General features: G+C 64.4%; 22 protein-coding genes and 1 pseudogene. 8 read left to right on the top strand and 15 right to left on the bottom strand.

The genetic code is table 11. From position 1 onward, the window contains the following. Positions 1–13 precede the first annotated feature (13 nt). A complete protein-coding gene (locus ACX80I_RS06925) occupies positions 14–670 on the bottom strand; it encodes a peptide deformylase (RefSeq protein ID WP_459344396.1) in 657 nt (218 codons plus the stop codon). Between the two features lie 156 nt (positions 671–826). Here ACX80I_RS06925 and ACX80I_RS06920 point away from each other — a divergent pair, with 156 nt between their 5' ends. From ACX80I_RS06920 to ACX80I_RS06890, 7 genes are all read left to right on the top strand, one after another. Then, positions 827–3,223: an ATP-binding cassette domain-containing protein gene (locus ACX80I_RS06920; RefSeq protein ID WP_459344395.1), complete on the top strand. Its 2,397-nt coding sequence runs from the start codon at positions 827–829 to the stop codon at positions 3,221–3,223. A gap of 107 nt (positions 3,224–3,330) precedes the next feature. Continuing rightward, positions 3,331–4,161, top strand: a complete 831-nt coding sequence (locus ACX80I_RS06915; RefSeq protein ID WP_459344394.1) for an oxidoreductase — start codon at positions 3,331–3,333, stop codon at positions 4,159–4,161. Positions 4,162–4,279: 118 nt separating this feature from the next. Beyond that, a complete protein-coding gene (locus ACX80I_RS06910) occupies positions 4,280–5,164 on the top strand; it encodes an NAD-dependent epimerase/dehydratase family protein (RefSeq protein ID WP_459344393.1) in 885 nt (294 codons plus the stop codon). Between the two features lie 45 nt (positions 5,165–5,209). Further along, a complete protein-coding gene (locus tag ACX80I_RS06905) occupies positions 5,210–6,316 on the top strand; it encodes a Gfo/Idh/MocA family protein (RefSeq protein WP_459344392.1) in 1,107 nt (368 codons plus the stop codon). A 192-nt stretch (positions 6,317–6,508) separates the two neighbouring features. Next, the gene (locus ACX80I_RS06900; RefSeq protein WP_459344391.1) at positions 6,509–6,931 is read left to right on the top strand and encodes a cupredoxin domain-containing protein; all 423 of its coding nucleotides are present in this window, start codon (positions 6,509–6,511) and stop codon (positions 6,929–6,931) included. A gap of 92 nt (positions 6,932–7,023) precedes the next feature. Next, positions 7,024–7,413 carry a hypothetical protein gene (locus tag ACX80I_RS06895; RefSeq protein ID WP_459344390.1) on the top strand — a complete coding sequence of 130 codons (390 nt, stop codon included), beginning with the start codon at positions 7,024–7,026 and terminating at the stop codon, positions 7,411–7,413. Between the two features lie 509 nt (positions 7,414–7,922). Then, a complete protein-coding gene (locus ACX80I_RS06890) occupies positions 7,923–8,396 on the top strand; it encodes an MmyB family transcriptional regulator (RefSeq protein ID WP_459344389.1) in 474 nt (157 codons plus the stop codon). 80 nt (positions 8,397–8,476) lie between these two features. Here the strand turns inward: ACX80I_RS06890 and ACX80I_RS06885 are convergent. From ACX80I_RS06885 to ACX80I_RS06875, 3 genes and pseudogenes are all read right to left on the bottom strand, one after another. After that, positions 8,477–8,647: pseudogene (locus ACX80I_RS06885) on the bottom strand (hypothetical protein); the annotation flags it as partial. Beyond that, on the bottom strand, positions 8,590–8,856 hold the full coding sequence (locus tag ACX80I_RS06880; protein WP_459344388.1) for a hypothetical protein: 267 nt from the start codon (positions 8,854–8,856) through the stop codon (positions 8,590–8,592). The gene ACX80I_RS06880 and the pseudogene ACX80I_RS06885, both read right to left, overlap by 58 nt. A gap of 226 nt (positions 8,857–9,082) precedes the next feature. Then, positions 9,083–10,201, bottom strand: coding sequence for an ATP-binding protein (locus tag ACX80I_RS06875; protein WP_459344738.1), 1,119 nt, complete (start codon positions 10,199–10,201; stop codon positions 9,083–9,085). An 895-nt stretch (positions 10,202–11,096) separates the two neighbouring features. On the opposite strand from ACX80I_RS06875, the gene ACX80I_RS06870 reads away from it, so the two are divergent. After that, on the top strand, positions 11,097–11,537 hold the full coding sequence (locus ACX80I_RS06870) for a hypothetical protein (protein WP_459344387.1): 441 nt from the start codon (positions 11,097–11,099) through the stop codon (positions 11,535–11,537). 100 nt (positions 11,538–11,637) lie between these two features. Here ACX80I_RS06870 and ACX80I_RS06865 read toward each other — a convergent pair whose 3' ends face one another. From ACX80I_RS06865 to ACX80I_RS06815, 11 genes are all read right to left on the bottom strand, one after another. Next, a complete protein-coding gene (locus ACX80I_RS06865) occupies positions 11,638–12,198 on the bottom strand; it encodes a hypothetical protein (protein ID WP_459344386.1) in 561 nt (186 codons plus the stop codon). 421 nt (positions 12,199–12,619) lie between these two features. Continuing rightward, on the bottom strand, positions 12,620–12,877 hold the full coding sequence (locus tag ACX80I_RS06860) for a ParB family protein (RefSeq protein WP_459344385.1): 258 nt from the start codon (positions 12,875–12,877) through the stop codon (positions 12,620–12,622). Between the two features lie 444 nt (positions 12,878–13,321). Next, on the bottom strand, positions 13,322–13,780 hold the full coding sequence (locus tag ACX80I_RS06855; protein ID WP_459344384.1) for a hypothetical protein: 459 nt from the start codon (positions 13,778–13,780) through the stop codon (positions 13,322–13,324). Between the two features lie 137 nt (positions 13,781–13,917). After that, the gene (locus tag ACX80I_RS06850; RefSeq protein ID WP_459344383.1) at positions 13,918–14,487 is read right to left on the bottom strand and encodes a single-stranded DNA-binding protein; all 570 of its coding nucleotides are present in this window, start codon (positions 14,485–14,487) and stop codon (positions 13,918–13,920) included. A 134-nt stretch (positions 14,488–14,621) separates the two neighbouring features. Then, positions 14,622–14,882, bottom strand: a complete 261-nt coding sequence (locus ACX80I_RS06845) for a glutaredoxin family protein (protein WP_459344382.1) — start codon at positions 14,880–14,882, stop codon at positions 14,622–14,624. Between the two features lie 220 nt (positions 14,883–15,102). After that, positions 15,103–15,585 (bottom strand): hypothetical protein, encoded by a 483-nt coding sequence (locus ACX80I_RS06840; protein ID WP_459344381.1) that lies wholly within the window; start codon positions 15,583–15,585, stop codon positions 15,103–15,105. 517 nt (positions 15,586–16,102) lie between these two features. Then, the gene (locus tag ACX80I_RS06835) at positions 16,103–17,422 is read right to left on the bottom strand and encodes a Y-family DNA polymerase (RefSeq protein ID WP_459344737.1); all 1,320 of its coding nucleotides are present in this window, start codon (positions 17,420–17,422) and stop codon (positions 16,103–16,105) included. Positions 17,423–17,438: 16 nt separating this feature from the next. Continuing rightward, positions 17,439–17,921, bottom strand: coding sequence for a translesion error-prone DNA polymerase V autoproteolytic subunit (locus tag ACX80I_RS06830; protein ID WP_459344380.1), 483 nt, complete (start codon positions 17,919–17,921; stop codon positions 17,439–17,441). A gap of 779 nt (positions 17,922–18,700) precedes the next feature. Next, positions 18,701–19,321, bottom strand: coding sequence for a DUF1345 domain-containing protein (locus tag ACX80I_RS06825; protein ID WP_459344379.1), 621 nt, complete (start codon positions 19,319–19,321; stop codon positions 18,701–18,703). A 136-nt stretch (positions 19,322–19,457) separates the two neighbouring features. After that, positions 19,458–20,045 carry a hypothetical protein gene (locus tag ACX80I_RS06820; protein ID WP_459344378.1) on the bottom strand — a complete coding sequence of 196 codons (588 nt, stop codon included), beginning with the start codon at positions 20,043–20,045 and terminating at the stop codon, positions 19,458–19,460. A gap of 13 nt (positions 20,046–20,058) precedes the next feature. Further along, on the bottom strand, positions 20,059–21,207 hold the full coding sequence (locus ACX80I_RS06815) for a zinc-dependent alcohol dehydrogenase (protein ID WP_459344377.1): 1,149 nt from the start codon (positions 21,205–21,207) through the stop codon (positions 20,059–20,061). Positions 21,208–21,264: the final 57 nt, after the last annotated feature.

The raw sequence follows: 21,264 nt of genomic DNA, 5'->3' as shown, positions 1-21,264 counted from the left end.
GGGGCGGCGGGGGCTAGAAGCCGAGACCCCGCCGCGCGTCGTCGACCGTAGGTTGCGCCCACCGGGTGTGCTCTGTGTCGGCCGTGAGGGAGCGGAGGATCGCCCGGTCGAGGTACAGCTGCCCGTTGAGGTGGTCCGTCTCGTGCTGCACGATGCGGGCCGGCCAGCCCTCGAAGCCGGTCGTCACGCTTGTGCCGTCCTGCTGCGTGTAGGTGGCCGCGATGCGGTGCGGGCGCTCGACGACGGCCTGGTAGCCGGGTACGGAGAGGCAGCCCTCGTAAAACGCGGCCACGGCGTCGCCCGCCGCCTCGTAGCTCGGATTGATGAGGACGGTGAACGGCAGGGGAGTGCGGGACCGCGCCTCGGCGACCGCCGGGTCCCGGACTCCCTGGTCCTCGAGAACGGCGATCCGCAGGGGGATCCCGATCTGGGGTGCGGCGAGGCCCACTCCCGGTGCCTCGTGCATCACGCGCCGCATCGTCGCGATGAGCCGGCCCAGGGTGTCGTCGTCGAGCTGCCCGTCGAAGTCCTGGGCGGGCCGGCGCAGGACCGGATGGCCGGCCGCCACGATCTCCGGCAGGTCCGCCGCGAGGACGGCCTCGACGAGCTCGACGACCGCACCGGCCGGGAGCACGGGACGGACATGGTTGCTTGAAGCATCTGCACTCATGCCTACAGGAAAGCACATTTGCGGACAGGGACGGGTCGAGGCGCATTGCCGGTTCGAACGTGACGACGGACAATCAGACGTGCTGCCTTCGGCGGCGGCCCACCGCACGAGTACGGGGTCGGCCGCGCTCGCGGCCACCCGACGGATGGAGACACCATGAGCACAGCCACGACGGACCTCCAGCAGGGAGCGTCCCACCCGGCCGACAGCCACGACCTGATCCGGGTGCAGGGCGCCCGTGAGAACAACCTGAAGGACATCACGATCGAGATCCCGAAGCGTCGGCTGTCGGTGTTCACGGGAGTCTCGGGCTCGGGCAAGAGCTCGCTGGTCTTCGACACCATCGCCGCCGAGTCGCAGCGCATGATCAACGAGACGTACAGCGCATTCCTGCAGGGCTTCATGCCCACCCTCGCGCGGCCCGAGGTGGATGTCCTCGAGGGACTGACGACGGCGATCATCGTCGACCAGGAACGCATGGGCGCCAACCCGAGGTCCACGGTCGGCACCGCCACCGACGTCAATGCGATGCTGCGCATCGTCTTCTCGCGCCTCGGGCAGCCACAGATCGGCTCGCCGCAGGCCTATTCCTTCAACGTCGCGTCCATCAGCGGGGCGGGCGCCGTCACGATCGAGCGCGGCGGCACCACGGTCAAGGAACGCCGCAGCTTCACCGTCACCGGCGGCATGTGCCCGCGCTGCGAGGGCATGGGCTCCGTGACGGACATCGACCTCACGCAGCTGTACGACGAGACGCGGTCCCTCAACGGCGGAGCACTGACCATCCCCGGGTACAGCATGGACGGCTGGTACGGCCGGATCTTCACCGGGAGCGGATTCTTCGACCCGGACAAGCCCATCCGCGATTTCACGCAGCGTGAGCTCCACGACCTGCTGTACAAGGAGCCGACCAAGATCAAGGTCGACACCATCAACCTGACCTATGAGGGCCTGGTCCCGAAGATCCAGAAGTCGATGCTGTCGAAGGACCGTGAGGCGATGCAGCCGCACATCCGTGCCTTCGTCGACCGCGCCATCACGTTCACGACATGTCCCGAGTGCGGCGGGACCCGACTCAGCGACGCCGCACGGTCCTCGAAGATCCGGGGCATCAGTATCGCCGACGCATGTGCCCTGCAGATCAGCGACCTCGCCGCCTGGGTCCGGGAACTCGATGAGCCGTCGGTGGCGCCGTTGCTGGCGGCGCTGGGGGAGACCCTCGACTCGTTCGTGGAGATCGGGCTCGGCTACCTCAGCCTCGACCGGCCCTCCGGCACGCTGTCCGGCGGGGAATCGCAGCGGACGAAGATGATCCGCCATCTCGGGTCGTCGCTGACCGACGTGACCTACGTCTTCGACGAGCCGACGATCGGCCTGCACCCGCACGACATCCAGCGCATGAACGACCTGCTGCTGCGCCTGCGGGACAAGGGCAACACCGTCCTCGTCGTCGAGCACAAGCCCGAGATGATCGCCATCGCGGACCATGTCGTCGACCTCGGCCCGGGCGCCGGGACGGCGGGCGGTTCGGTCTGCTTCGAAGGCACCGTCGACGGCCTGCGCCGCAGCGGGACGCTCACCGGACGGCACCTCGACGACCGCGCGGCGCTCAAGGACACCGTGCGCCGGTCGCCGCGGGCGCTGGAGATCAGGGGAGCCTCCTCCCACAACGTGCAGAACGTCGACGTCGACATCCCACTCGGCGTGCTCTGTGTGATCACCGGCGTCGCGGGGTCCGGTAAGAGTTCGCTCATCCACAGCTCGGTGTCCGGCAGGGACGGCGTCGTCGCCGTCGACCAGACGGCGATCAAGGGCTCCCGCCGCAGCAACCCCGCGACGTACACGGGGATGCTCGAACCCATCCGCAAGGCCTTCGCCAAGGCCAACGGTGTCAAGCCGGCCCTCTTCAGCGCGAATTCCGAAGGTGCCTGCCCCACCTGCAACGGGGCCGGGGTCGTCTTCATGGATCTCGCGATGATGGCCGGTGTGGCGACCACCTGTGAGGTGTGCGGCGGCAAGCGGTTCCAGGCCGAAGTGCTCGAGTACAAGCTCGGGGGCAAAGATATCAGCGAGGTCCTGTCGCTGCCCGTCGCGGACGCGGCCGAATTCTTCCGCGCGGGCGACGCGAAGGTCCCCGCCGCGCACGCGATCCTGACCCGGCTCTCCGACGTCGGGCTCGGCTACCTCACCATCGGTCAGGCCCTGTCGACGTTGTCCGGCGGAGAGCGGCAGCGCCTGAAGCTCGCGACGCACATGGGTGAGAAGGGCGACATCTACGTCCTCGACGAGCCGACCGCCGGACTGCACCTCGCCGACGTCGAGAACCTGCTCGGCCTGCTGGACCGGCTGGTCGACGCGGGCAAGTCCGTTCTGGTCATCGAACACCACCAGGCGGTCATGGCGCACGCCGACTGGATCATCGACATCGGGCCGGGAGCCGGCCATGACGGCGGAACCATCGTCTTCGAGGGGACGCCTGCGGATCTGGTCGCGTCCCGGTCGACGCTGACCGGACGGCACCTCGCGGAGTACGTCGGGGCATCACCGGTCTGATCACCGGACCGGTTATTTCGCCGCTGTGCCGCGCTGCGCTTGAAATGCGCGGAGATAGCGTCGACTATTCGTAAGGCCGGTAGAGCACCGGCAGTGGAGGAGACATCATGACCACGTGGCTGATCACCGGCTGCTCGACGGGCCTGGGGCGCGCCCTGGCGGAAGCCGTCCTTTCGCGGGGAGACAGGGCCGTCGTCACGGCCCGCGACGCATCGACGGTCGAAGACCTCGCGTCCGACTACCCCGACACCGCACTTGCCCTCCCGCTCGACGTGACCGACGCCGGCCAGGTGCGGACGGCGATCGAGCGTGGGACCGCGGTGTTCGGCGGCATCGATGTGCTGGTCAACAATGCCGGCTACGGATACCGGGCCGCCGTGGAGGAAGGAGATGACGACGACGTCCGCACGCTCTTCGACACGCACTTCTTCGGATCGGTCGACATGATCAAGGCAGTCCTCCCTCAGATGCGGGCCCGCCGCTCCGGCACCATCGTGAACCTGTCGTCGATCGGCGCGAAGATCACCCCTGCCGGGTCCGGCTACTACGCGGCCGTCAAAGCCGCCATCGAAGGACTCACCGGATCCCTGCGCAAGGAAGTGGAGCCCCTGGGGATCACGGCGATGGTCGTCGAGCCCGGCGGATTCCGGACCGACTTCTCGGGCCGGTCGCTGCAGCAGTCCGTCGACGCCATCGACGACTACTCCGAGACCGCCGGGAAGCGGCGGAAGGAGAACGACGCCACCCACGGCACGCAGCCCGGCGACCCGGCCAAGGCCGCCGCCGCGATCATCACCGCGGTGGAATCCCCGAACACGCCCGAGGTGCTCGTCCTCGGGTCCGACGCGATCAGCGCCCATACCGGCGTTCTCCAGGCACAGCTGGACTCATTGGAGGCCTGGCGACCCCTCGGTGAGAGCACGGGCGTCGACGCGTAGACGCACTGCCCGCGGGCTCCCCTCCAGTTCCCGGCAATGCCCCCCCTGCCCTACCCGATCTGTTCGATCCCACGTTGCCCGGGAACCCGGCCGACGCTCATTCCTCGAAGGAGACACCATGAAGGTCCTGATCACCGGAGCCCACGGCAAGGTCGGCCGCGCAGCGACGCAGGCGATGAAGGAAGCCGGTCACGACGTGGTCACCACCGACCTCACCCGTCCCGGCTTTGAGCGCAAGCCCGAGGGCACACTCAAGTACACGATGGCCGACCTCACGGACGCCGGCCAGGCCTACGCCGTCGTGCGGGACGTGGACGCCGTCGTCCATGTCGCAGCCATCCCCGAGCCGACCGGCAACCCGCCCCACGTGGTGTTCCAGACCAACCTCATGGCCACGTTCAACGTCCTCGAGGCGGCCATCCGCTTCGGCGTGAAACGCTTCGTCAACATCTCCAGCGAGACCGTCCCCGGATTCTTCTTCCCCGAGCGGGACTTCCTCCCCGACTACGCACCCGTGGACGAGAACCACCCGATCCATCCGCAGGACCCGTATGCGCTCTCCAAGCACTTCGGCGAGCAGCTCATGGACGCCGCGATCGCCCGGTCCGACATCCGGTGCATCAGCATCCGCCCCAGCTGGGTCCAGTTCGAGGGGAACTATGAACAGAATCTCGGACCGCAGGTCCGTGACGCGTCGGTCCTGAGCCCAAACCTCTGGAGCTACATCGACGTCTACGACCTCGCCGATGCCATCGTGCTGGCCACGGAGTCGGAGCTGCCCGGGCATGAAGTCTTCTACATCGCGTCCCCCGACAACGTCGGTGGCCACGACTTCGCCGAGATCCTGACGAAGTACTACGGCGACACGATCGAACTGCGCGGCCTGGACCGCACCGATGCATCAGGCATCACCAGCGCGAAGGCCCAGAGAATGCTCGGCTGGACGCCGAAGCGTTCCTGGCGCGACTACCTCGACTCCGATGGGCACGCGCTGAGGAGATGATCCCGCCGGCACCGGATGCGGATTCCGGTCGATGAGGGGGCACCCATGGATGCTCGGACAGATACCGCTGGTGGCTCGGGCGCGAGGATCCGCTTCGGGATCGTCGGAAGCGGGTGGAGGAGCGAGTTCTTCCTCCGCGTCGCCCGGGAAATGCCCGACCGCTTCGAGGTCACGGGCCTCGTCACACGGAACGAGGCAACCGGACACCGCATCGAGAAGGCGTGGCGGGTGCGGCCCTTCGCGTCCATCGACGACCTTGTGGCGAGGACTTCCCCGTCGTTCGTGGTCGTCTGCGTTCCCCGGGAGGTGGCGCCCGCCGCGATCCGTCACCTCGCTGAGCTGAAGGTTCCGGTTCTCACCGAGACACCTCCCGCGCCTGACCCGGAGGCCTTGAGCAGCCTGTATCCCCTGGTCGAGCGGGGAGCCGTCATCCAGGTGGCGGAGCAGTACCATCTGTCCCCGCTCCTGCGGGCGCAGTTGCGCGTCGCTGCGTCCGGACGCCTGGGAAGGATCAGCCAGGTGCTGGTCGCCCAGTGCCATGACTACCACGGTGTGAGCATCCTGCGGCGGGCGCTTGGCGTCGGGTTCGAGGACGTCTCCATCACGGCGGCGATCTTCCGGTCGCCGCTCGTGAAGGGGCCCGATCGGGAAGGGGACCCGCGGGAGGAGGTGACGGTGACCGCGGACCAGCTGTCGGCCCGTTTCGATTTCGGCGACCGGCTGGGCGTCTACGACTTCGCCGAGCAACAGTACTTCTCGTGGATCCGGGCGAACCGCCTCCTGGTGAGGGGGAACCGTGGAGAGATCGACAACGCGGATCTGCGGTACCTCCGTGACGTCCGCACACCGGTTTCGACGACGTTCCGTCGTGTTGCTGCAGGGGAGGGCGGCAACCTCGAAGGTTTTTTCCTGCGGGGCGTCATGGCCGGCGACGAATGGGTGTTCGAGAACCGGTTCGCGCCCGCCCGGCTCAGCGACGACGAGATCGCGATCGCGGAATGCCTCGTGCGGATGAGTGAGTGTGTCGGGGGCGGTCGGGACCTGTACAGCCTCGCCGAGGCGAGCCAGGACCAGTATCTGTCCCTGCTCATGAAGCAAGCGGCGCTCACGGGGGAAGCGGTCCGCTCCCGGCGGCAGGTCTGGTCCCGGTGAGACCGCATGCAACAACGGAATGCCGTTCTTCCTGTCCCACCGGAGCGTACTGGAGTTTCCGACGACTTCTCCCGGCCCGGCCTCGTGCACCATGAACGAGTGCCATCGTCGATGGCAGGGCCACCCACCAAGCCACCTGCCTGACAACTCACCCCGTCGCTCACCAACTCATCACTCCCGGGAAGAATCGCCATGAAAATACGTTACGGAATATCAGCTCTGCTGTTCGCCGCGGCCATTACGGGCACCACCGCCTGCGGCTCCGATACCGAGCCCAGCACGGCTGGGGCGACCAGTGCAGCTGCGGCACCTGCATCAGCGGCGGCCACCGCCGGCGCCGGGACGTCGACGGAAGCTGCGCCGGCGGAAGAAGCGACGATCACCATCGCGGACTTCGAATACGTGATGCCTGCGACCATCGCACCCGGCGCGACGGTGACGGTGATCAATGAGGACGACGCTCCGCATACGGTGACGGCCAAGGACGAGGGCGGGTTCGACGTCGACGTTTCCGGCGGTGAGACAGTGACGTTCACCGCACCGGATGAAGCAGGCGAGTACGCCGTCATCTGCACCTATCACCCCGCGATGTCCGGAACCCTGGTCGTCGGATGAGCACGTCCGGAGCCGCTGCCGGCAACAGGAAAGCTCAATCTCCACCGAGACAGGGTCCCGACGCCGGGGGAGAGGCGCGCAATCGACTGCTGATGATCGCCCTGCGGGTCCTGGTTGCGGTGGGTCTGATCGTCAGCGCGGTCATCCACTTCCAGCTAGCCCCAGGGTTCCAGCAGGCCGCACCGACCGGAATCGGCGGGGGAAACCTCTTCCGGATCCAGGCGGTCGTCGCGGTCCTCGCTGCGGCGTATGTCCTCATCAGGGGCAGTCGAGCCGCCTACGCGCTCGCCGCCGTCGTGGCGTTGTCTGCTCTGGCAGCGGTGGTTCTGTATCGATATGTGCAGGTGCCGGCAATCGGGCCCATCCCGTCCATGTATGAGCCGGTCTGGTACGCGAAGAAGACTCTGACGGCAGTGGCAGAAGCCGTAGCCGGGACCCTTGCAGTCGCCGGATATGTCCTCCTGCACCGGAGGACCCGGTGAGCAGCTGGATAGTGGCCAGGTTCTGCTCCTCGCCTGCACTTCCGTCGGCACCGGCGATGAAACGCCTGGGCAACTCGTCGGAGAGCGTCACGAGCGCCTGGCCGAGCTTTCGGAGGTCCCCGCCCTGCTGACCAGCGTGGGTGGCTGATGATTCCGGCTCACTCCCGGGCAGGTGGGCTTGCCGGACTCCGGGGGTCGCCGTCGTGTGCCCGGCCTGCGGCGGGAAGAGGTTGCGCTGGTGGCCGGGATGAGCCCCGAGTACTACAAACGGCTCGAGCGGGGTAACGCAGCGGGCGTCTTGGAAGCCGTCATCGACGGAGTCAGCCGCGCCTTACACCTCGATGACGTCGAGCACGCACACCTGCATGCCCTTGTCCGCGCGGCCACTGCAGGGGCCCACCCGCAGCAACGACCCCGCTCGACGAGAAAGTCACGGCTCCCACCGGGCCTGCAACAGACCATCGCTGAGAAGTCCACAATGCCCGTCTTCGTCCAGAACGCGCGGCTCGATGCCGTCGCGACCAACGCTCTGGGGCGCGCTGCTCTCCGACATGCTCGACGACGCCGAGCCTCCGGTGAACGCCGCCCGATTCATCCTCCTCGACCCCCGTGCGCAGACGTTTTACCGGAAGTGGGAAGCACAGACCCGTCAGATCGTCGCCGTGCTCCGGGCTGAAGCCGGCCGATCACCCTACGACCGACACCTGAGCGACCTGGTCGGCGAGCTGTCCACCCGTAGCGACCTGTTCCGGCGACTATGGGGTGCTCACGACGTCCGAGAACACCGGACCGGCACCAAAGCCGTCCACCACGCGCTCGTGGGAGACCTCGATCTCACATTTCAGGCCATGGACCTCGCATCCGACCGTGGCCTGCAGATGATCGTCTTCTCCGCCGAACCAGGATCCGCCACGCACGAGCGGATCCAGCTACTGGCCAACCTCACCGAGACCACCGTCCGGGAAGCAGCCCGTCGCTCATGAGCTGCTGCGAGTTCGGCGGCGAGTGTCGGCTCATCCCTAACGGCACCTGCTGCGGACACCATGCCGAGCCCCACGGCCGATCATTCTCTGAGCTGTGCACCTGGAATTGTTCGCCGGGACCGGTGCTCCGCCGCCCAGGAGGCGAGCAGTCGAAGCCGCTCCGCCGACGGCGACCCGGGCTCGGCGGTGTAAATCATAAACACCAGCCCGGGCTCGGCCATGGGCAGTAGCTCCTCGTAGGCCAGACTGAGAGGACGTAGGCGTTGATCACCCAGGGCAGGCTCGCGGAGGAGACCGCCAGCTCGTTCTGGATCGACGGCAGCGCGATGTTCGCGATCGAGTCATCCAGCACCAGCATCAGCTGCGCGCCGGCCACCACCAGCAACGCCAGAGCAAGGCTCCTGCTCTTCGCAGCGGCAGGTCTCCCGGAAAGTCGGGAACTGAGTGGCTTCACGGGCATTGGATCTCCTCCATGAATAGCTCGTCCATCTGGGTACCCCCTAGGGGTACTTCCGGATAGTTTTACCCCTAGGGGGTATCAGAGGCAAGTCGGAGAACCCGGCGTGTTGGATCATGATGGGGGAGTAGCGAGGAGTCCGCGCCCGATGGTGATGCCGCGGTTCGTGGCCCGTCCTGAAATGCTTTCAGCATCCCACTAGGGGCGGGGCTGATCGTCGCCCCGAGGTTCAGTCTTCCTGCTGCCGAAGGATGAAGCCGGACATTCCCGGGACGGTGAAGGCGACTTGTCCGTACTTGGGGGCGTAGATGATGCCTTTGTTGATCAGTTGCGCTCGAGCGGGGCCGAGAGCGGTTACTTTGACGCCGAGTCGTTCGGCAATCTGGCTAGTACTGGACCCGGCGTCACCATCATGAGCCATCGCTCGGAGATAGCCGCGTTCCTTGCGTGTTGCGCGTCCCCAGCGGGAGGAGAAGAAACCAGCGTCGAGTTGGCTCCGACCGATCGACACTGCTACTTCGGCGTCTTCCTCGGTGAACGGTGTGCTCGGAGCTGCGTCCCAGATCGCCTTGCCAAACTCCTGAATGAAGTAGGGGTATCGCCCGGAGGCGTCAAGCAGGACGTCGAGAGCATCCTGGGAATATTCCGCCCCCATCTCTTTGGCCGGCCGCGTCAGTGCATACTGCGCATCTGTGTCAGCGAGGGGGCCGATGGTGCGGTAGGTGAAGAGCCTTTCGGCGTAGGTCCGGGCTTCACTGAGGGTGGTAGGGAGATTGGGTAGGCCGGCGCCGACGATGTAGAACGGCCAGCCGCGTTGACCTGCTGCATGCTGGACGGTGATGAGGGCAGAGAGTAGTTCCTGGTCGAGGTCCTGCATCTCGTCGATGAAAATCGCGAAGGCACTGTTGTCTGTCTTGAGGGCGAGTGAAACGTCCTCGACGAGCTCCTCGAGGTCGATGTCGATGGTGCCGGAGTTGGCTCGGTTGGAGCTCACGCTGATATCGGCTTTGATCCCGGGCACACCCAGGGCGAGGTTGAAGGACTGAATCGTCCCGAAAGCCTCCCGCAATCGGTCCTTGCCGGATGGCCCGTTGTATCGGCGTGCTGCTGAGGTGAGTTCCCGTGCAAACTTCTCCCGAACCTCTGTGAAGCCTTGTGCTTCCGGCTTGCCCTCGAGCCAGATGGTGAACCAGCCGTGGTTGTCCGCGTGGGACCTCAGGTAGTTGAGGAGGACGGTCTTGCCGACACCCCGAAGCCCGGACAGCACCATTCCACGGTTCGGCAGGTCCCGTTTCGTTCGCGCGACGATGAGGTCGAACGCGTCCATTTCCTGCTGCCGGCCTCCCATGACACGGGGCGGTAGTCCGGATCCGGGGTTATAGGGGTTCAGCTCCAAATGCATATAAGGAAATCTAGCCGCTTGTAAGGAAACTTGTATAACTTGCTAGAACTTTGTAGTTCCGCGTGAGCGGTTGAGGGACGGTGAGCTGTCCGCGACGAACAGCACGTGTCCGATGCCGAGAACAGTCCTGTGCCCGCAGCCCTCGTGGCGAAGCCGACATGGTGTCGTGGTCATCGCATCCAGGCCCACGCGGATGCTTCAGTGCCTGAAGGCCAGGACGTTCGGTGAGCGACAGTTACCAGGAGGAAGAGTCCATCAGCCGTCGGTGATCCCATGTCTGACGATGGCTCCGACTCCACTTCCTAGAATGCCGATAATCTACATTATGTCAGGTAGTGGTTCGGGAAAGGGCTGAATCCACTCCTATTCGGCGCTCTCTGATGCAATCTCGTCGAAGGCTGCAGCAAGTTCATCGGCGGCCAGCAGGGCTCGTCGTTCCGCGGCCGGCAGGGTTTCGTACGTGTACAATCCTGGGAAGCACTACAGGCGACATGCCCGCGGCCGACGGCCACGAGCTCCACCCCAGACGGCTCGTGACCATCAACTGAACTTCATGCCGTTGACCGCAACGCTGCTTCACGTCACCACTGATATTTGCGAATTCAGCGCCAAGAACTAGTACCGGCTGAAGGTTTGATGCCACTGCAGAGATAACCGGGGTGACTACTCACAGAGGGTAACGAACTTGTCGTGATCCGTTGACATGGGCGAACAGTGGATTGATCCGATTGGGACGGTGGCAATTCCCGTCGTGTGAGCAACAACCGCACACTAGTCATCCCTGTGCTTCACCTCGGGTCATGCCGTCATTCATAACGGATTCAACGGTGAATCGAGGATCATGATGAACAAATGGCGACTCGCCTCAGCCCTTGCCATGACCGGTGCTATCACCTTCACCGGTGCGGTTCCAGCATCAGCATCAGCATCGACCGGCGCCTCTGTGTACAAACAGCTTGGATGCGTGGACTACGGCCATGTCGAGGTGTGTGGGACGATCCACTCCTCCATCACGGTCGTCAACACTCCATCCGGTCACGTAGTCATGCGCGGCAGCACCCGATACGACACGACGACGACCTTCGATGAGGGCTATTCCTACTCCACAACTGGCTCCATGCGGTCCCACCTGCTGCGGAAGGACGATCAGAACGCGGTTTACCACGATCAGTTGACCGAGACGCTCGTCGACCCGAACCTGGGTACCTGCACTGCAGTCATCGACGTGCACTACGCAGGCGGCGAGTTCCAATTCCAGCAACGCAGCTTCGAGTGCGTCTAAAGGACGGCCCGAGGGTCCGTCCAATGATCCGGTTCGTGCGTAATGCCCCGGCACCCCTGCATGGCCAGGGCATTCGCGTCGTTCTTTCTAGTGATCCTTTCTAGGGAAGGGTGCAGCTCACGGAGCCGTGGTCGAACTTGGATTCGTCACGGATTGCGATGAAGTCCGTTTCGAAATTGCATTCCATGCCGTCCGGGAAGACCATTGTGCTCGCGCCCTTGAGCTTGATGACCTTTGCCTGGAAGTTGAGTCCATCTATGTACCATTCGAAGACGCTGACGGATGTATACGCGCTCTCCTCCGTGGTCGTCTGCCCCTGGTGAGTGGTCGTTGATGAGGACTGGATCCGGCCCTGCACGATGACCCTGCCCGAGGGTGTGTACACCTCAATGCTGCTTTGCGTCCCGGTCGTACAGGACACCAATCCGACTTCTTCGTCGATGATGCACCGATCGAAGGTGATGGCTTGCCTTCCCTGCGTGCTGGCGGCGTTTGCCGGGACTGCAGCCGAAACCAGAAGTACAGCCGTGGCGCCCGCGCCGACAGCTACCTGACCCCAAAATGGTCGATACATTATTCCTCCCCGATTTTGTTGAAGACGGTCCAGACCGGACCGTTGGCGGAACAGTACGAGCCACGTGAAGTAGGCGTCAAGAACCATAAAGGACGGATCCTACGAATGGTGCGTACGTTCTTAGGGGCGGGAACGAGGGAAGCATTTGGGCTGTCACACGCTGGCATCTGAATGGTGCCCATGGCTCGCAGCAGTGGCTGCAAGGATGCTCGCCGTAGGGTGAGCTGCATGCGTGACATCGCCAATCTCCTCATGAAGCTCGCCCTCACCGTCGGCGTGCTGGTGGTGGCCAGGCTGGTCTTTGATCTGAGCACAGCCGGCGTGCTGGGTGGTGGCGCTGCGGGGCTGGTCTTAGCCACCGCACATCACGTCAGGGTGCGGAGGGAGAAGCGGGCATCCCTTCACGGTGCCGACGACCGACCGGAGGGTCAAAAGCTGGAAGCGGCAGCTGCACCACCAGCTCCCGCTTCCGTACTGCTTTTCTTGCGTTTCCCCGCAACGAGGAAATCTATGGGGCCCGGTTCTTCTCTTCCTCGAGAGTCCGTCGGCCTGGCCGGAGGGCTCCCGGTGCTACCGGTTCCCACTTCCTGCCGTTGTTGTGCTTGCGCTGCAGGCGCTTCACCTCGCGCATCACAGCTGCTTCGATCAAGTCTGTCACGGACCGGTACCCCTCGGCCCGTCCCGCGGCGAGGAACGCGGCCCGCACCTGGTCGGCGTCGGTCTGCGTGAAGTACGGCGTGAATGACGCCGGTTTGCGCTTGCTCACCTGCTACTCCTCGTCGTCGAAAGCTCCTGCTGGCGGCGGCGGTCTGAGGCCACCGCTGAGTTCGTCTAACTCGCTCGTCTTGTAGATCCTGATGATGTTCTGCCAGCCCTCGGCATCCGCGGCCGGTGCAGCGGACAGCGGGTGCTCCCTGCGTCCGCAAGGAACGCCCACCCCTGCGGATGAGCGTCCCCGTACAACGTCAACGGAGACGCTCATCCGCACCCGACGCACTCGGTCGCCTGACCACCTGGCCACGTGCTGGTCGATTCGCGCCCATCCGCCCAGTCTCTCAGTCCCCTGCGTCAGTCACGGTGTCAGAGCCGTGTTCTACGCTTTGTAGTGGAGTCCTGTCCGGGGTGTCCGTCGTACTCGACCTACCGTGCACCCTGGTCAGGACTTCCTGCTGTTCTCGAGTGCTGTCCGCCGGTGTGCCGCGCAGCGGCTTTAGATGATGTTGCCGTCGGGCCAGTCGTAGAGTCGGGCGAGGCGGACGATGGAGGTCGGTGTGCCGTCCTCGGTGAACTCGAACCCTGAGTGTTCGTGGCTTCCGCCGGCATGAGCGATCGCTGCGAGGACGAGGGCCAGCACGTCCCGGTCCAGACCGGGGATGATGTCCCCGAGGTCGACCAGTGCTCCCCCATCACCGAGGGAAGCGACCAGCAGCATGAACCGGCGCTCCCCTCCGGAGAGGCCTCCGAGGTTCTCCTCGATCGCTTCGAAATCGACGTAGGGCCAGCGGCTGCCCATCCCGATCCACGGCTCCCCCGACCTGGCGAAACGACCGTCGAAGGCCCGGATCAGCAACTCGGTTGCCGCTTCGATCGTGTAGGTTCCTTTCGCCCAGGACCGCAGGCCGCAGTGATGCTCGTTCGTGAGCGCTTGCGCCTCGGGGCTGCTGGTCATGAGTTTTCTCTCTCCTACTGGGCGGTTTACGGGGCCGCTTACTGTGACTAATTGGTGTGACTGGTGGTGTGATGCGTCGGTAGCCAGCGTAGAGCCGGCCACCGACGCTTGTCCGCCATGCTGTGCAAAGCCTGCGGCTAGAACGGAGGTTCACTCTCGGGGCCGTTGCCCCACCCACCAGCACTACCAGCACCGCCAACACTTGCTGCTGCAGGGGCTCCCCATGGATCATCCGCGGGCTGCTGCTGCCACGCGGTGTTGTTCTGGTTGCCCTGATTGCTCTGTCCGCCTTGCTGCGCTCCCCCACCGTTGCCTCCCGTGCCGCCGTTGCTGGTGTTGCTGCGCTGGGTGCGGGTGACTTTCGCGGAGGCATAGCGCAGGCTCGGTCCGACCTCGTCGACCTCGAGTTCCATGACGGTGCGCTTCTCGCCTTCCTTGGTGTCGTAGCTGCGGGACTTCAACCGGCCCTGGGCGGTGACGCGGTTCCCCTTGGTCAGGGTCTCGGCGACGTTCTCGGCCGACTCGCGCCACACGTTGCAGCGCAGGAACAGGGTTTCCCCGTCCTTCCAGTCGTTGCTCTGCCGGTCGAAGGTGCGCGGGGTGCTCGCGATGGTGAAGTTCGCGACCGCTGACCCGCTGGGGGTAAAGCGGAGTTCGGGATCCGCGGTGAGGTTCCCGATGACGGTGGTGACGGTTTCTCCGGCCATGATGCTCAACTGCCTTATCTATGGGTTCTGGTGTTGTCGTTGATTTCAGTACTTCTGTGTTTCAGTACTTCTGTACCTCGGCGTACCGTACTCACGTACTGACAGAGTCCGGTACTTCTGTGCATGTACTGGGATTATTGCCGCGTGGTGTCGAGTTTGATGACCTGGGCAATTTTGGGTGGATTCAGGCCGGACCAGTGGTCCTCATTACCGTCCTTCTCGTACACGACGACCGGCGCCTGGCTGTAGCCGAGCTCGTCGGTGATGTAGGCCAGGGCCTGGTCATTGGCGGTGATATCCACGGTGGTGAACCGGACGCCGGCGGCATCGAACAGTTCCTTCGTCTTCTTGCACCCGAAACAGCCCGACGGCTTTTCGTAGACGGTGATGGTCATGGCGCTCAGTCCTTGGTTACGTATCAGTTTTAGTGAGAGTCGACTGCTGTACTGCTGGTACTAATTCAATTGTTTATTCATCTGAATAAACAATGCTTTTCCCCTTAGATTTAGGATCTTTGAAGCTTCTGTATGGGACGTCAGAATCCGTAGTTTCGGTCCTCCGGCGAGGGGCCGCACCCCGCCCGCTGGGGCGGGGTGCGGCCTCTGTCAGCGGGTCCTAGCAGCGGTGGATGTATCCGTAGGGCTTGGTGAACTCGTCCTCCAGCTCCCCAGCCGTCTCCGGGAGGTTGCTTGGTCCGTCGGCTTGCCCGTGCTTCCAGTACCAAAAGACCTCGGCGGTGATCGCCGTGCGGCAGGCGTCCTCGGTCCGGTACCAGTGCGTGAAGGTGTCGCCCTCGACGTAGGTCCCGTACCCGTACAGGGTGCCCGTCTCGTCATGGTGGGTGGCGGCAGCGAAGAAGACGTAGGGCCAGGACCCGGCGTCCCATCCATCAATCCCCCACGCGCCCATGACCTGCCACGGGCCGCCGGTGAGAGTGTCGAGCCAGTCGTACCCGTCGCCTGCCCGGTCATCCACGGGCAGAACCGGGGCGCTGACGGTTTCCCCGGTGTCCTTCATGGTGGTGCCGACCAGAACTACGGTGTCAGTATTCAGAAAGTTGATGGTGGTGCTCCTTATCGATGCAGGTAGTGAGGTCAAGAGGCCTTGGTGACCAGCAGTGGCCCATCTCCCCCGACGCTTCTATGTCTGTCAAGCGGCTGGAATGGGGCGCTGGCGTGGACCAGTGGAGAGGCGGCTTTGGTGACCGACCAGCTTCCCCTCCCCCATTGTTTTGGCTGCTGGCGGAGCTCGCTCGCTCGTCCCCGACGGAGCAGTGCTCAACGCCGCAGGTGCGAGGGTGCACCCAATCTTGGGAGGAAATAAGCGACGTAAGGAGCGCCGGACAGGATGGATGTGCCCGATGCCGGCGGAGCCGGTTGACGCTGTGGAGCGGGGGCGCACAATCCGCAGGACAGCAGACAAAAACCGTCGTAGACACAACAGGGTCGGGTGCGACGAAGGAGCGCCCGACCCTATCAGGCCAGGAGCGAAGCGAGAGGACCATGGTCCTGGTTAGAGCGCCAGCGAAAACCCTGGGAAGCCTGCACACCAGAGGGACCAGCAACCACCAGTTGGCCACTGAGGGCGCGGGCGAAGAGGGCCCTCCTGGGTGGTTCTACTGTGCTTTGACGATGGGCAGGTCGGCCCACTTGGTGGTGTAGTGGGGTGAGAGCATGTCGCGTTTCATGGTCCAGTCCGACCCTGCTTTCAGGCCGGCGTGGCCGAGGCCGATCGCTGAGCGCCCGAATTTCTGGCCGATCTCGTGCAGGAGTGGGCCCGTGTCCTTGCCCGGGCCCCGCCCGGTGTTCGCCCCGGGATCCAGGTCGAGGGTCAGGAGGGTGTCCTGTGTGCCGACGGGTTGGAGGTCGGTGACGATGACCCCGGCCCGGATGTAGGACACGCCCTCTTCGATGAGCGGCAGGAGCCTGTGTGCGGCACGGGTGAGTTCCAGTGGATTCGCGGTGTGGGCCGGGAGCGGGATGCAGATACTCGGTGCGCTTCTGGTACCGGTACTGAAGGGTGAGGTGCCGGCGAACGCGGTGAGCACCCTGCCCTGGAGGTTCTTGCGGGCCAGGCGGGAGGCAGCGCCCTGGGCGTAGACGCCCAACGCCTGGCCCATCGCGTCCAGGGTAGTGACGGGGGTTGCGAAGGAGCGGGAGAAGAGGACTTGCTCGTTGCCGGTGGACTCGCTGGAGGTGATGCAGGGTGTGCCCTGCAGTTCCAGGACGGTGCGCATGAGGACCACGGAGAAGCGTTTCCGGATCAGTACCGGGTCCGCGGCGGCAAGGTCCCAGGCCGTGTCGATGCCGATGGCGTTCAGGCGCGCGGTGTTCCTAGTGCCGACGCCCCAGACGTCGGTGACCTTCAACCTCCGCAGCAGGGCGTGCCGCTGGTCCGGCGGGACGAGGTCCCAGTGGCAGACCCCGTCGAAGTGGGGATTGCCCTTCGCCCACCGGTTGGCGAGTTTCGCCAGGGTCTTCGTCGGGGCGATGCCCACGCACACGGGGAGCCCGGTGTTGCGCCGGACGGTGGCCTTAATGGTCCTGCCGGTGGCGTGCTGTTGCCTGTGGGTGCCATGGAGAGTGAGGAACGCTTCGTCGATGCTGTAGATCTCGAGGTTGGTGGTGTGCCTGCCAAGGACTTCCATGACGCGGGCACTCATATCCCCGTACAGCTCGTAGTTGCTCGAGCGGACTTGCAACCCCCACGCCTTGGCCTGTTCCGCGATCTGGAACCACGGGGCACCCATGCGGATCCCGAGGACCTTCGCTTCGGCACTGCGGGTGATCACGCACCCGTCGTTGTTCGACAAGACCACCAGGGGGCGCCCTTCCAACGACGGGTCGAAAGCCCGCTCGGAGGAAACATAGAAGTTGTTGACGTCGACCAGCGCAACACCGGAGCCAGCTCGACCGGTTACAGGACCCCGGCCCAGCGGGGAAGGTTCAGGGTCAGACATGATGGAGGCACCGAGTGGCCACGCCCCAGATGACCAGGTCATCGGGGTCGGGGACGGGGATGGGCGGGTAGGCGGGGCTCGCTGCAACCAGCGCGACACTGGCAGCCGCACCGTCACCACCATTCGTGCCGTTGGACCTAGTGTTGGGACTGGTCTCGGGGTCGGTAATGCGGAGTCGTCGGATGATGAGTTCACCGTCGAGGACGGCGATGACCACGGACCCGTCTCTGGGTTGCAGGGCCCGGTCGACGATCAGTTCATCACCGTCGGAGATTCCTGCGCCGTCCATGGCATGGCCGGACACGCGCACAATGTAGGTGCTGGTGATGTCCGTGATGAGGTGCCGGTTCAGGTCGATCCGGTCCTCGAACCAGTCCTGGGCCGGGGACGCAAAACCCGATGGCATCAGCTCCGTCCGGGCAGCAGCTGGAGCCGGCCGGCCAAGTGCCGCACCGGGTGCGCCGAACTCGTCCATGACCCTATGTGCCCTTCCATCCCGATGGCCACAACAGCCCAAGTCATCGATCGTAGACTGCGCCACCGACACGGACATGAAGGAGCCGGCCAGTCACCTCCGGTTGTCAGGAGAAGACAAAATCGATCAGTGCGAAAGGTCAGAAGAGGGTGGGCCGTCGGGGTCGATGCCAGTAGCGCTTATGCCTCCCCTCAACCGGTCAACGCCCTCGCCGCTACAGAGCGGAAAAGCAAGGACTGTACGCATTGGAAAGCGGTGGTCTTAGAGACAACCACGACGAACACTGAGCCAGAACCGACGTTTCGCTTGTGGTACCTGCGCGCCCGTTTCGATCGTCCCGGATAAATGTCCCTCCCGTGATCTGACGCGGTCGGTAGATCTATCGGTTCTCACGGTCGTCTGCACAAATACTCAAGGTCGTTGGCACGGGCGTAGGGCGACCGGCTTACGGGCGCCCCACAAATCCATTTCAGACGCTGACATTGTTCGGCAATTCAGCCGAGGGGGCGAACCAACTCTTCCGACCCCCTCGGTGAGGCGCCGAAGCTGCACGTCCCTCGGATCACGGCCCCGCGTACAAGCTGCACCGTTTGGCGCGGCACCTGCGCTGAGCTCGGCATCCTAGGCCAACAGAACCCGCCTCCAACCGCCTACGGGCCAATGGAGAAATCGAGCGCTCCCACCGCACCCTCGCCCACGGCTGGGCATTTTTCGCCGCTACAACTCGGAAACAGTCGTCCAGAGGTCTGCACAGTGCGGGCAGCCACGCCACGTCGCGGTCAGCTGGATTGGCCGAGGCTGACGACGAGGTTGATCACCACTGCGACCACGAAGGTGCCGAAAAAGTATGAGAGCAAAGCGTGCCCCAGACCAATCCTGCGCGAAGGTGTGGATGACTCGTTCACATTGCTCGCGCTGTATGCCATGCCGATCGAGAACGCCGCGAAGGCGAAGTCGCTGTACGACGGGTCCTCGTTCTGATTGAAACTGAAGTGATGGCGGTCATCGTGGTAGTACATGCGGGCGTACTTGAACGCGTAGACAGTGTTGATCAGAGCCCAGGCGATCACCACACCGAGAGCGGCCAGGATCGCCGCGACCACGCCGATGGGGTCCTTCTGCTGGCTGCGGAGCAGTGCAAAGACGACTGCGACGAGACTGACGAATGTCGCACTGATAATGAGAGAGTCCAGAAGCCGGCGAGACCGATCTTCCTGAAGGGCGAGTTTACCCGTGGCTTCCGGACCTGCGGGCCACGCCTTGGCCCAGGCCCAGCCCAGGAAGACACCGCCGGCGACAGCCCAACCGATCAGGGGCGCGAGTTCGGGAGCACCGAGCAACACCGTAATGAGTGCGACAAGGAGGCCAATGACGGCCGAGATCAGAGCCTTGCGATTCATGTGCTCCATCTATAGGGGTGCCCTCCAGCCTCGATTGTCCGCGAAGGGGTGTAATCGCCCGCGGCTTGGGTTAGAGCTAATCTCAATCGCTCAGCATGTGCCATTGGCCACCTGGTCTGCCCCGAGGGAACAGGTGTCAGGCTACTTTGTGCTTTCGCAGGGCCCTCAGCGCGACGGCCGCGAGTCCGCAGGCGGCAAGTGCCCACGGGGCGCCGACGATCACGGGGTCCATCCACTGATGGCTCAGGTCGGTCCGCTTCTTCCCGAAGCGGGAGCCGATCCCATGGCGGGAGAACTCGCCGAGGACCCCGGTTTCTGTCACCGGGTTGTCCGGGCGCAGGGTTGCGAACGAGCGCAGGTGATTCTCCCATGCATCCACCCTGTCGCCCGCGATAAGCAGCAGCCAGTGTGCGGCCCGGCCCTCACTATATTTGTAGGCGTACTTCCGGATCGCTCCCGACGCGCCCCTGGGAGGGGTGGACGTCCCGAAGACGGGTGTCAGGAAAGCGTGCTCGACGGACCGCTCCCGGGGCCGCTTCTCCGGTTGGCGCTCGGGGAAATCCCAGCGCGCACCGGTATCGATGCCGGGCTGCTCGCGGGGGTAGGAAGGCCTGTCCGCCGGGTCGGCATCCACCCCCCACCCCGGGATTCGCACCCTCAGGTCCTCCACTGACTCTGTGAGCGCGGGCTTGTCGGCGGTGTAAGGCGTCGGTATCGCAGCCATGATGCTCTTCCTTTCAGTCCGCGCTGGAAACGATAAGGGGCTTGATGCAGTCATCGAGCTTCGCGGAGAACATGTGGTACCCCTCCGCGATATGTTCCAGCGGGATGCGGTGCGTCACAATATCGCTGGGCTTTAGGTACCCGTTCCGGATGTGTTCGAACAATCGCGGCCACTGCCGCTTGACCGGGCACTGGTTCATGCGCAGCGTCAGCCCCTTGTTCATGGCATCGCCGAATTTCACGGCGCTGAACAGGGGCCCGTACGCGCCCACCACGGACACCGTGCCACCTTTGCGGACGGAGTCGATAGCCCAGTTCAGGGCCACAGGCGAGCCGCCTTGCAGCTTCAGTTTCGCGGCGGTCACGTGCTGAATGAAGTTGCCGTCGGCCTCGGCGCCGACGGCGTCAATGACGACGTCGGCCCCCAGGTAGTCCGTTGCTTTCTTCATCTCCACCACGATGTCGTCGTACTCGGCGAAGTTGTACGTTTCCGCGTGGGCGAAGCTGCGGGCCTTCTCAAGGCGGTACTCCAGGTGGTCGATGACGATCACCCGTCCGGCCCCCATCAGCCAGGCGGACTTGGCGGCGAACAGGCCGACCGGCCCGGCGCCGAACACCACCACGGTGTCGCCTTCCACAATGTCGCCCAGTTGGGCGCCAAAGTAGCCTGTCGGCAGCGCATCGGTGAGAAGGACTGCGTCCTCTTCGTCCATCCAGTCGGGAATCTTGGAAGGACCGACGTCGGCGAACGGGACGCGCACGAACTCAGCTTGGCCCCCGTCGTACCCGCCCGTGGTATGGGAATAACCGTAGATGCCGCCCACCGCCGTCGCGTTCGGATTCACATTGTGGCAGTTCGAATACAGACCGCGGGAGCAGAAGTAGCAGGAGCCGCAGTAGACGTTGAACGGAACCATCACACGGTCACCCGGGGCGAGGTTCTGCACGGACGGGCCCACCTCGTGGACCACCCCCACGAACTCGTGCCCGAACGTCATCCCCACCCGCGTGTCCGGCATCATGCCGTGGTAGAGGTGCAGGTCGGATCCGCAGATCGCCGCCTTCGTCACGCGCACAATCGCATCGTTAGGATGTTCGATCGCTGGTATGTCCTTCTCTTCCACGCGAACCTTGTAAGGTCCGCGATACACCATGGACCGCATCAGTACCACCTCCGGAAAATTGCTGGTTCCTGCACTGGAAGGTTTTGTCCGGGCTAG

The organism is Arthrobacter rhamnosi (assembly GCF_054510855.1).
The sequence above is the reverse complement of the archived record's forward strand: the minus strand, read 5'-3'. Positions and strand labels throughout refer to the sequence as shown.

Coding starts and splice junctions, on each gene's coding strand:
- ACX80I_RS06925 (WP_459344396.1), bottom strand. CDS start 670: ATGAGTGCAGATGCTTCAAGCAACCATGTCCGTCCCGTGCTCCCGGCC.
- ACX80I_RS06920 (WP_459344395.1), top strand. CDS start 827: ATGAGCACAGCCACGACGGACCTCCAGCAGGGAGCGTCCCACCCGGCC.
- ACX80I_RS06915 (WP_459344394.1), top strand. CDS start 3,331: ATGACCACGTGGCTGATCACCGGCTGCTCGACGGGCCTGGGGCGCGCC.
- ACX80I_RS06910 (WP_459344393.1), top strand. CDS start 4,280: ATGAAGGTCCTGATCACCGGAGCCCACGGCAAGGTCGGCCGCGCAGCG.
- ACX80I_RS06905 (WP_459344392.1), top strand. CDS start 5,210: ATGGATGCTCGGACAGATACCGCTGGTGGCTCGGGCGCGAGGATCCGC.
- ACX80I_RS06900 (WP_459344391.1), top strand. CDS start 6,509: ATGAAAATACGTTACGGAATATCAGCTCTGCTGTTCGCCGCGGCCATT.
- ACX80I_RS06895 (WP_459344390.1), top strand. CDS start 7,024: ATGATCGCCCTGCGGGTCCTGGTTGCGGTGGGTCTGATCGTCAGCGCG.
- ACX80I_RS06890 (WP_459344389.1), top strand. CDS start 7,923: ATGCCGTCGCGACCAACGCTCTGGGGCGCGCTGCTCTCCGACATGCTC.
- ACX80I_RS06880 (WP_459344388.1), bottom strand. CDS start 8,856: ATGCCCGTGAAGCCACTCAGTTCCCGACTTTCCGGGAGACCTGCCGCT.
- ACX80I_RS06875 (WP_459344738.1), bottom strand. CDS start 10,201: ATGGGAGGCCGGCAGCAGGAAATGGACGCGTTCGACCTCATCGTCGCG.
- ACX80I_RS06870 (WP_459344387.1), top strand. CDS start 11,097: ATGATGAACAAATGGCGACTCGCCTCAGCCCTTGCCATGACCGGTGCT.
- ACX80I_RS06865 (WP_459344386.1), bottom strand. CDS start 12,198: ATGGTTCTTGACGCCTACTTCACGTGGCTCGTACTGTTCCGCCAACGG.
- ACX80I_RS06855 (WP_459344384.1), bottom strand. CDS start 13,780: ATGACCAGCAGCCCCGAGGCGCAAGCGCTCACGAACGAGCATCACTGC.
- ACX80I_RS06850 (WP_459344383.1), bottom strand. CDS start 14,487: ATGGCCGGAGAAACCGTCACCACCGTCATCGGGAACCTCACCGCGGAT.
- ACX80I_RS06845 (WP_459344382.1), bottom strand. CDS start 14,882: ATGACCATCACCGTCTACGAAAAGCCGTCGGGCTGTTTCGGGTGCAAG.
- ACX80I_RS06830 (WP_459344380.1), bottom strand. CDS start 17,921: ATGGACGAGTTCGGCGCACCCGGTGCGGCACTTGGCCGGCCGGCTCCA.
- ACX80I_RS06825 (WP_459344379.1), bottom strand. CDS start 19,321: ATGAATCGCAAGGCTCTGATCTCGGCCGTCATTGGCCTCCTTGTCGCA.
- ACX80I_RS06820 (WP_459344378.1), bottom strand. CDS start 20,045: ATGGCTGCGATACCGACGCCTTACACCGCCGACAAGCCCGCGCTCACA.
- ACX80I_RS06815 (WP_459344377.1), bottom strand. CDS start 21,207: ATGCGGTCCATGGTGTATCGCGGACCTTACAAGGTTCGCGTGGAAGAG.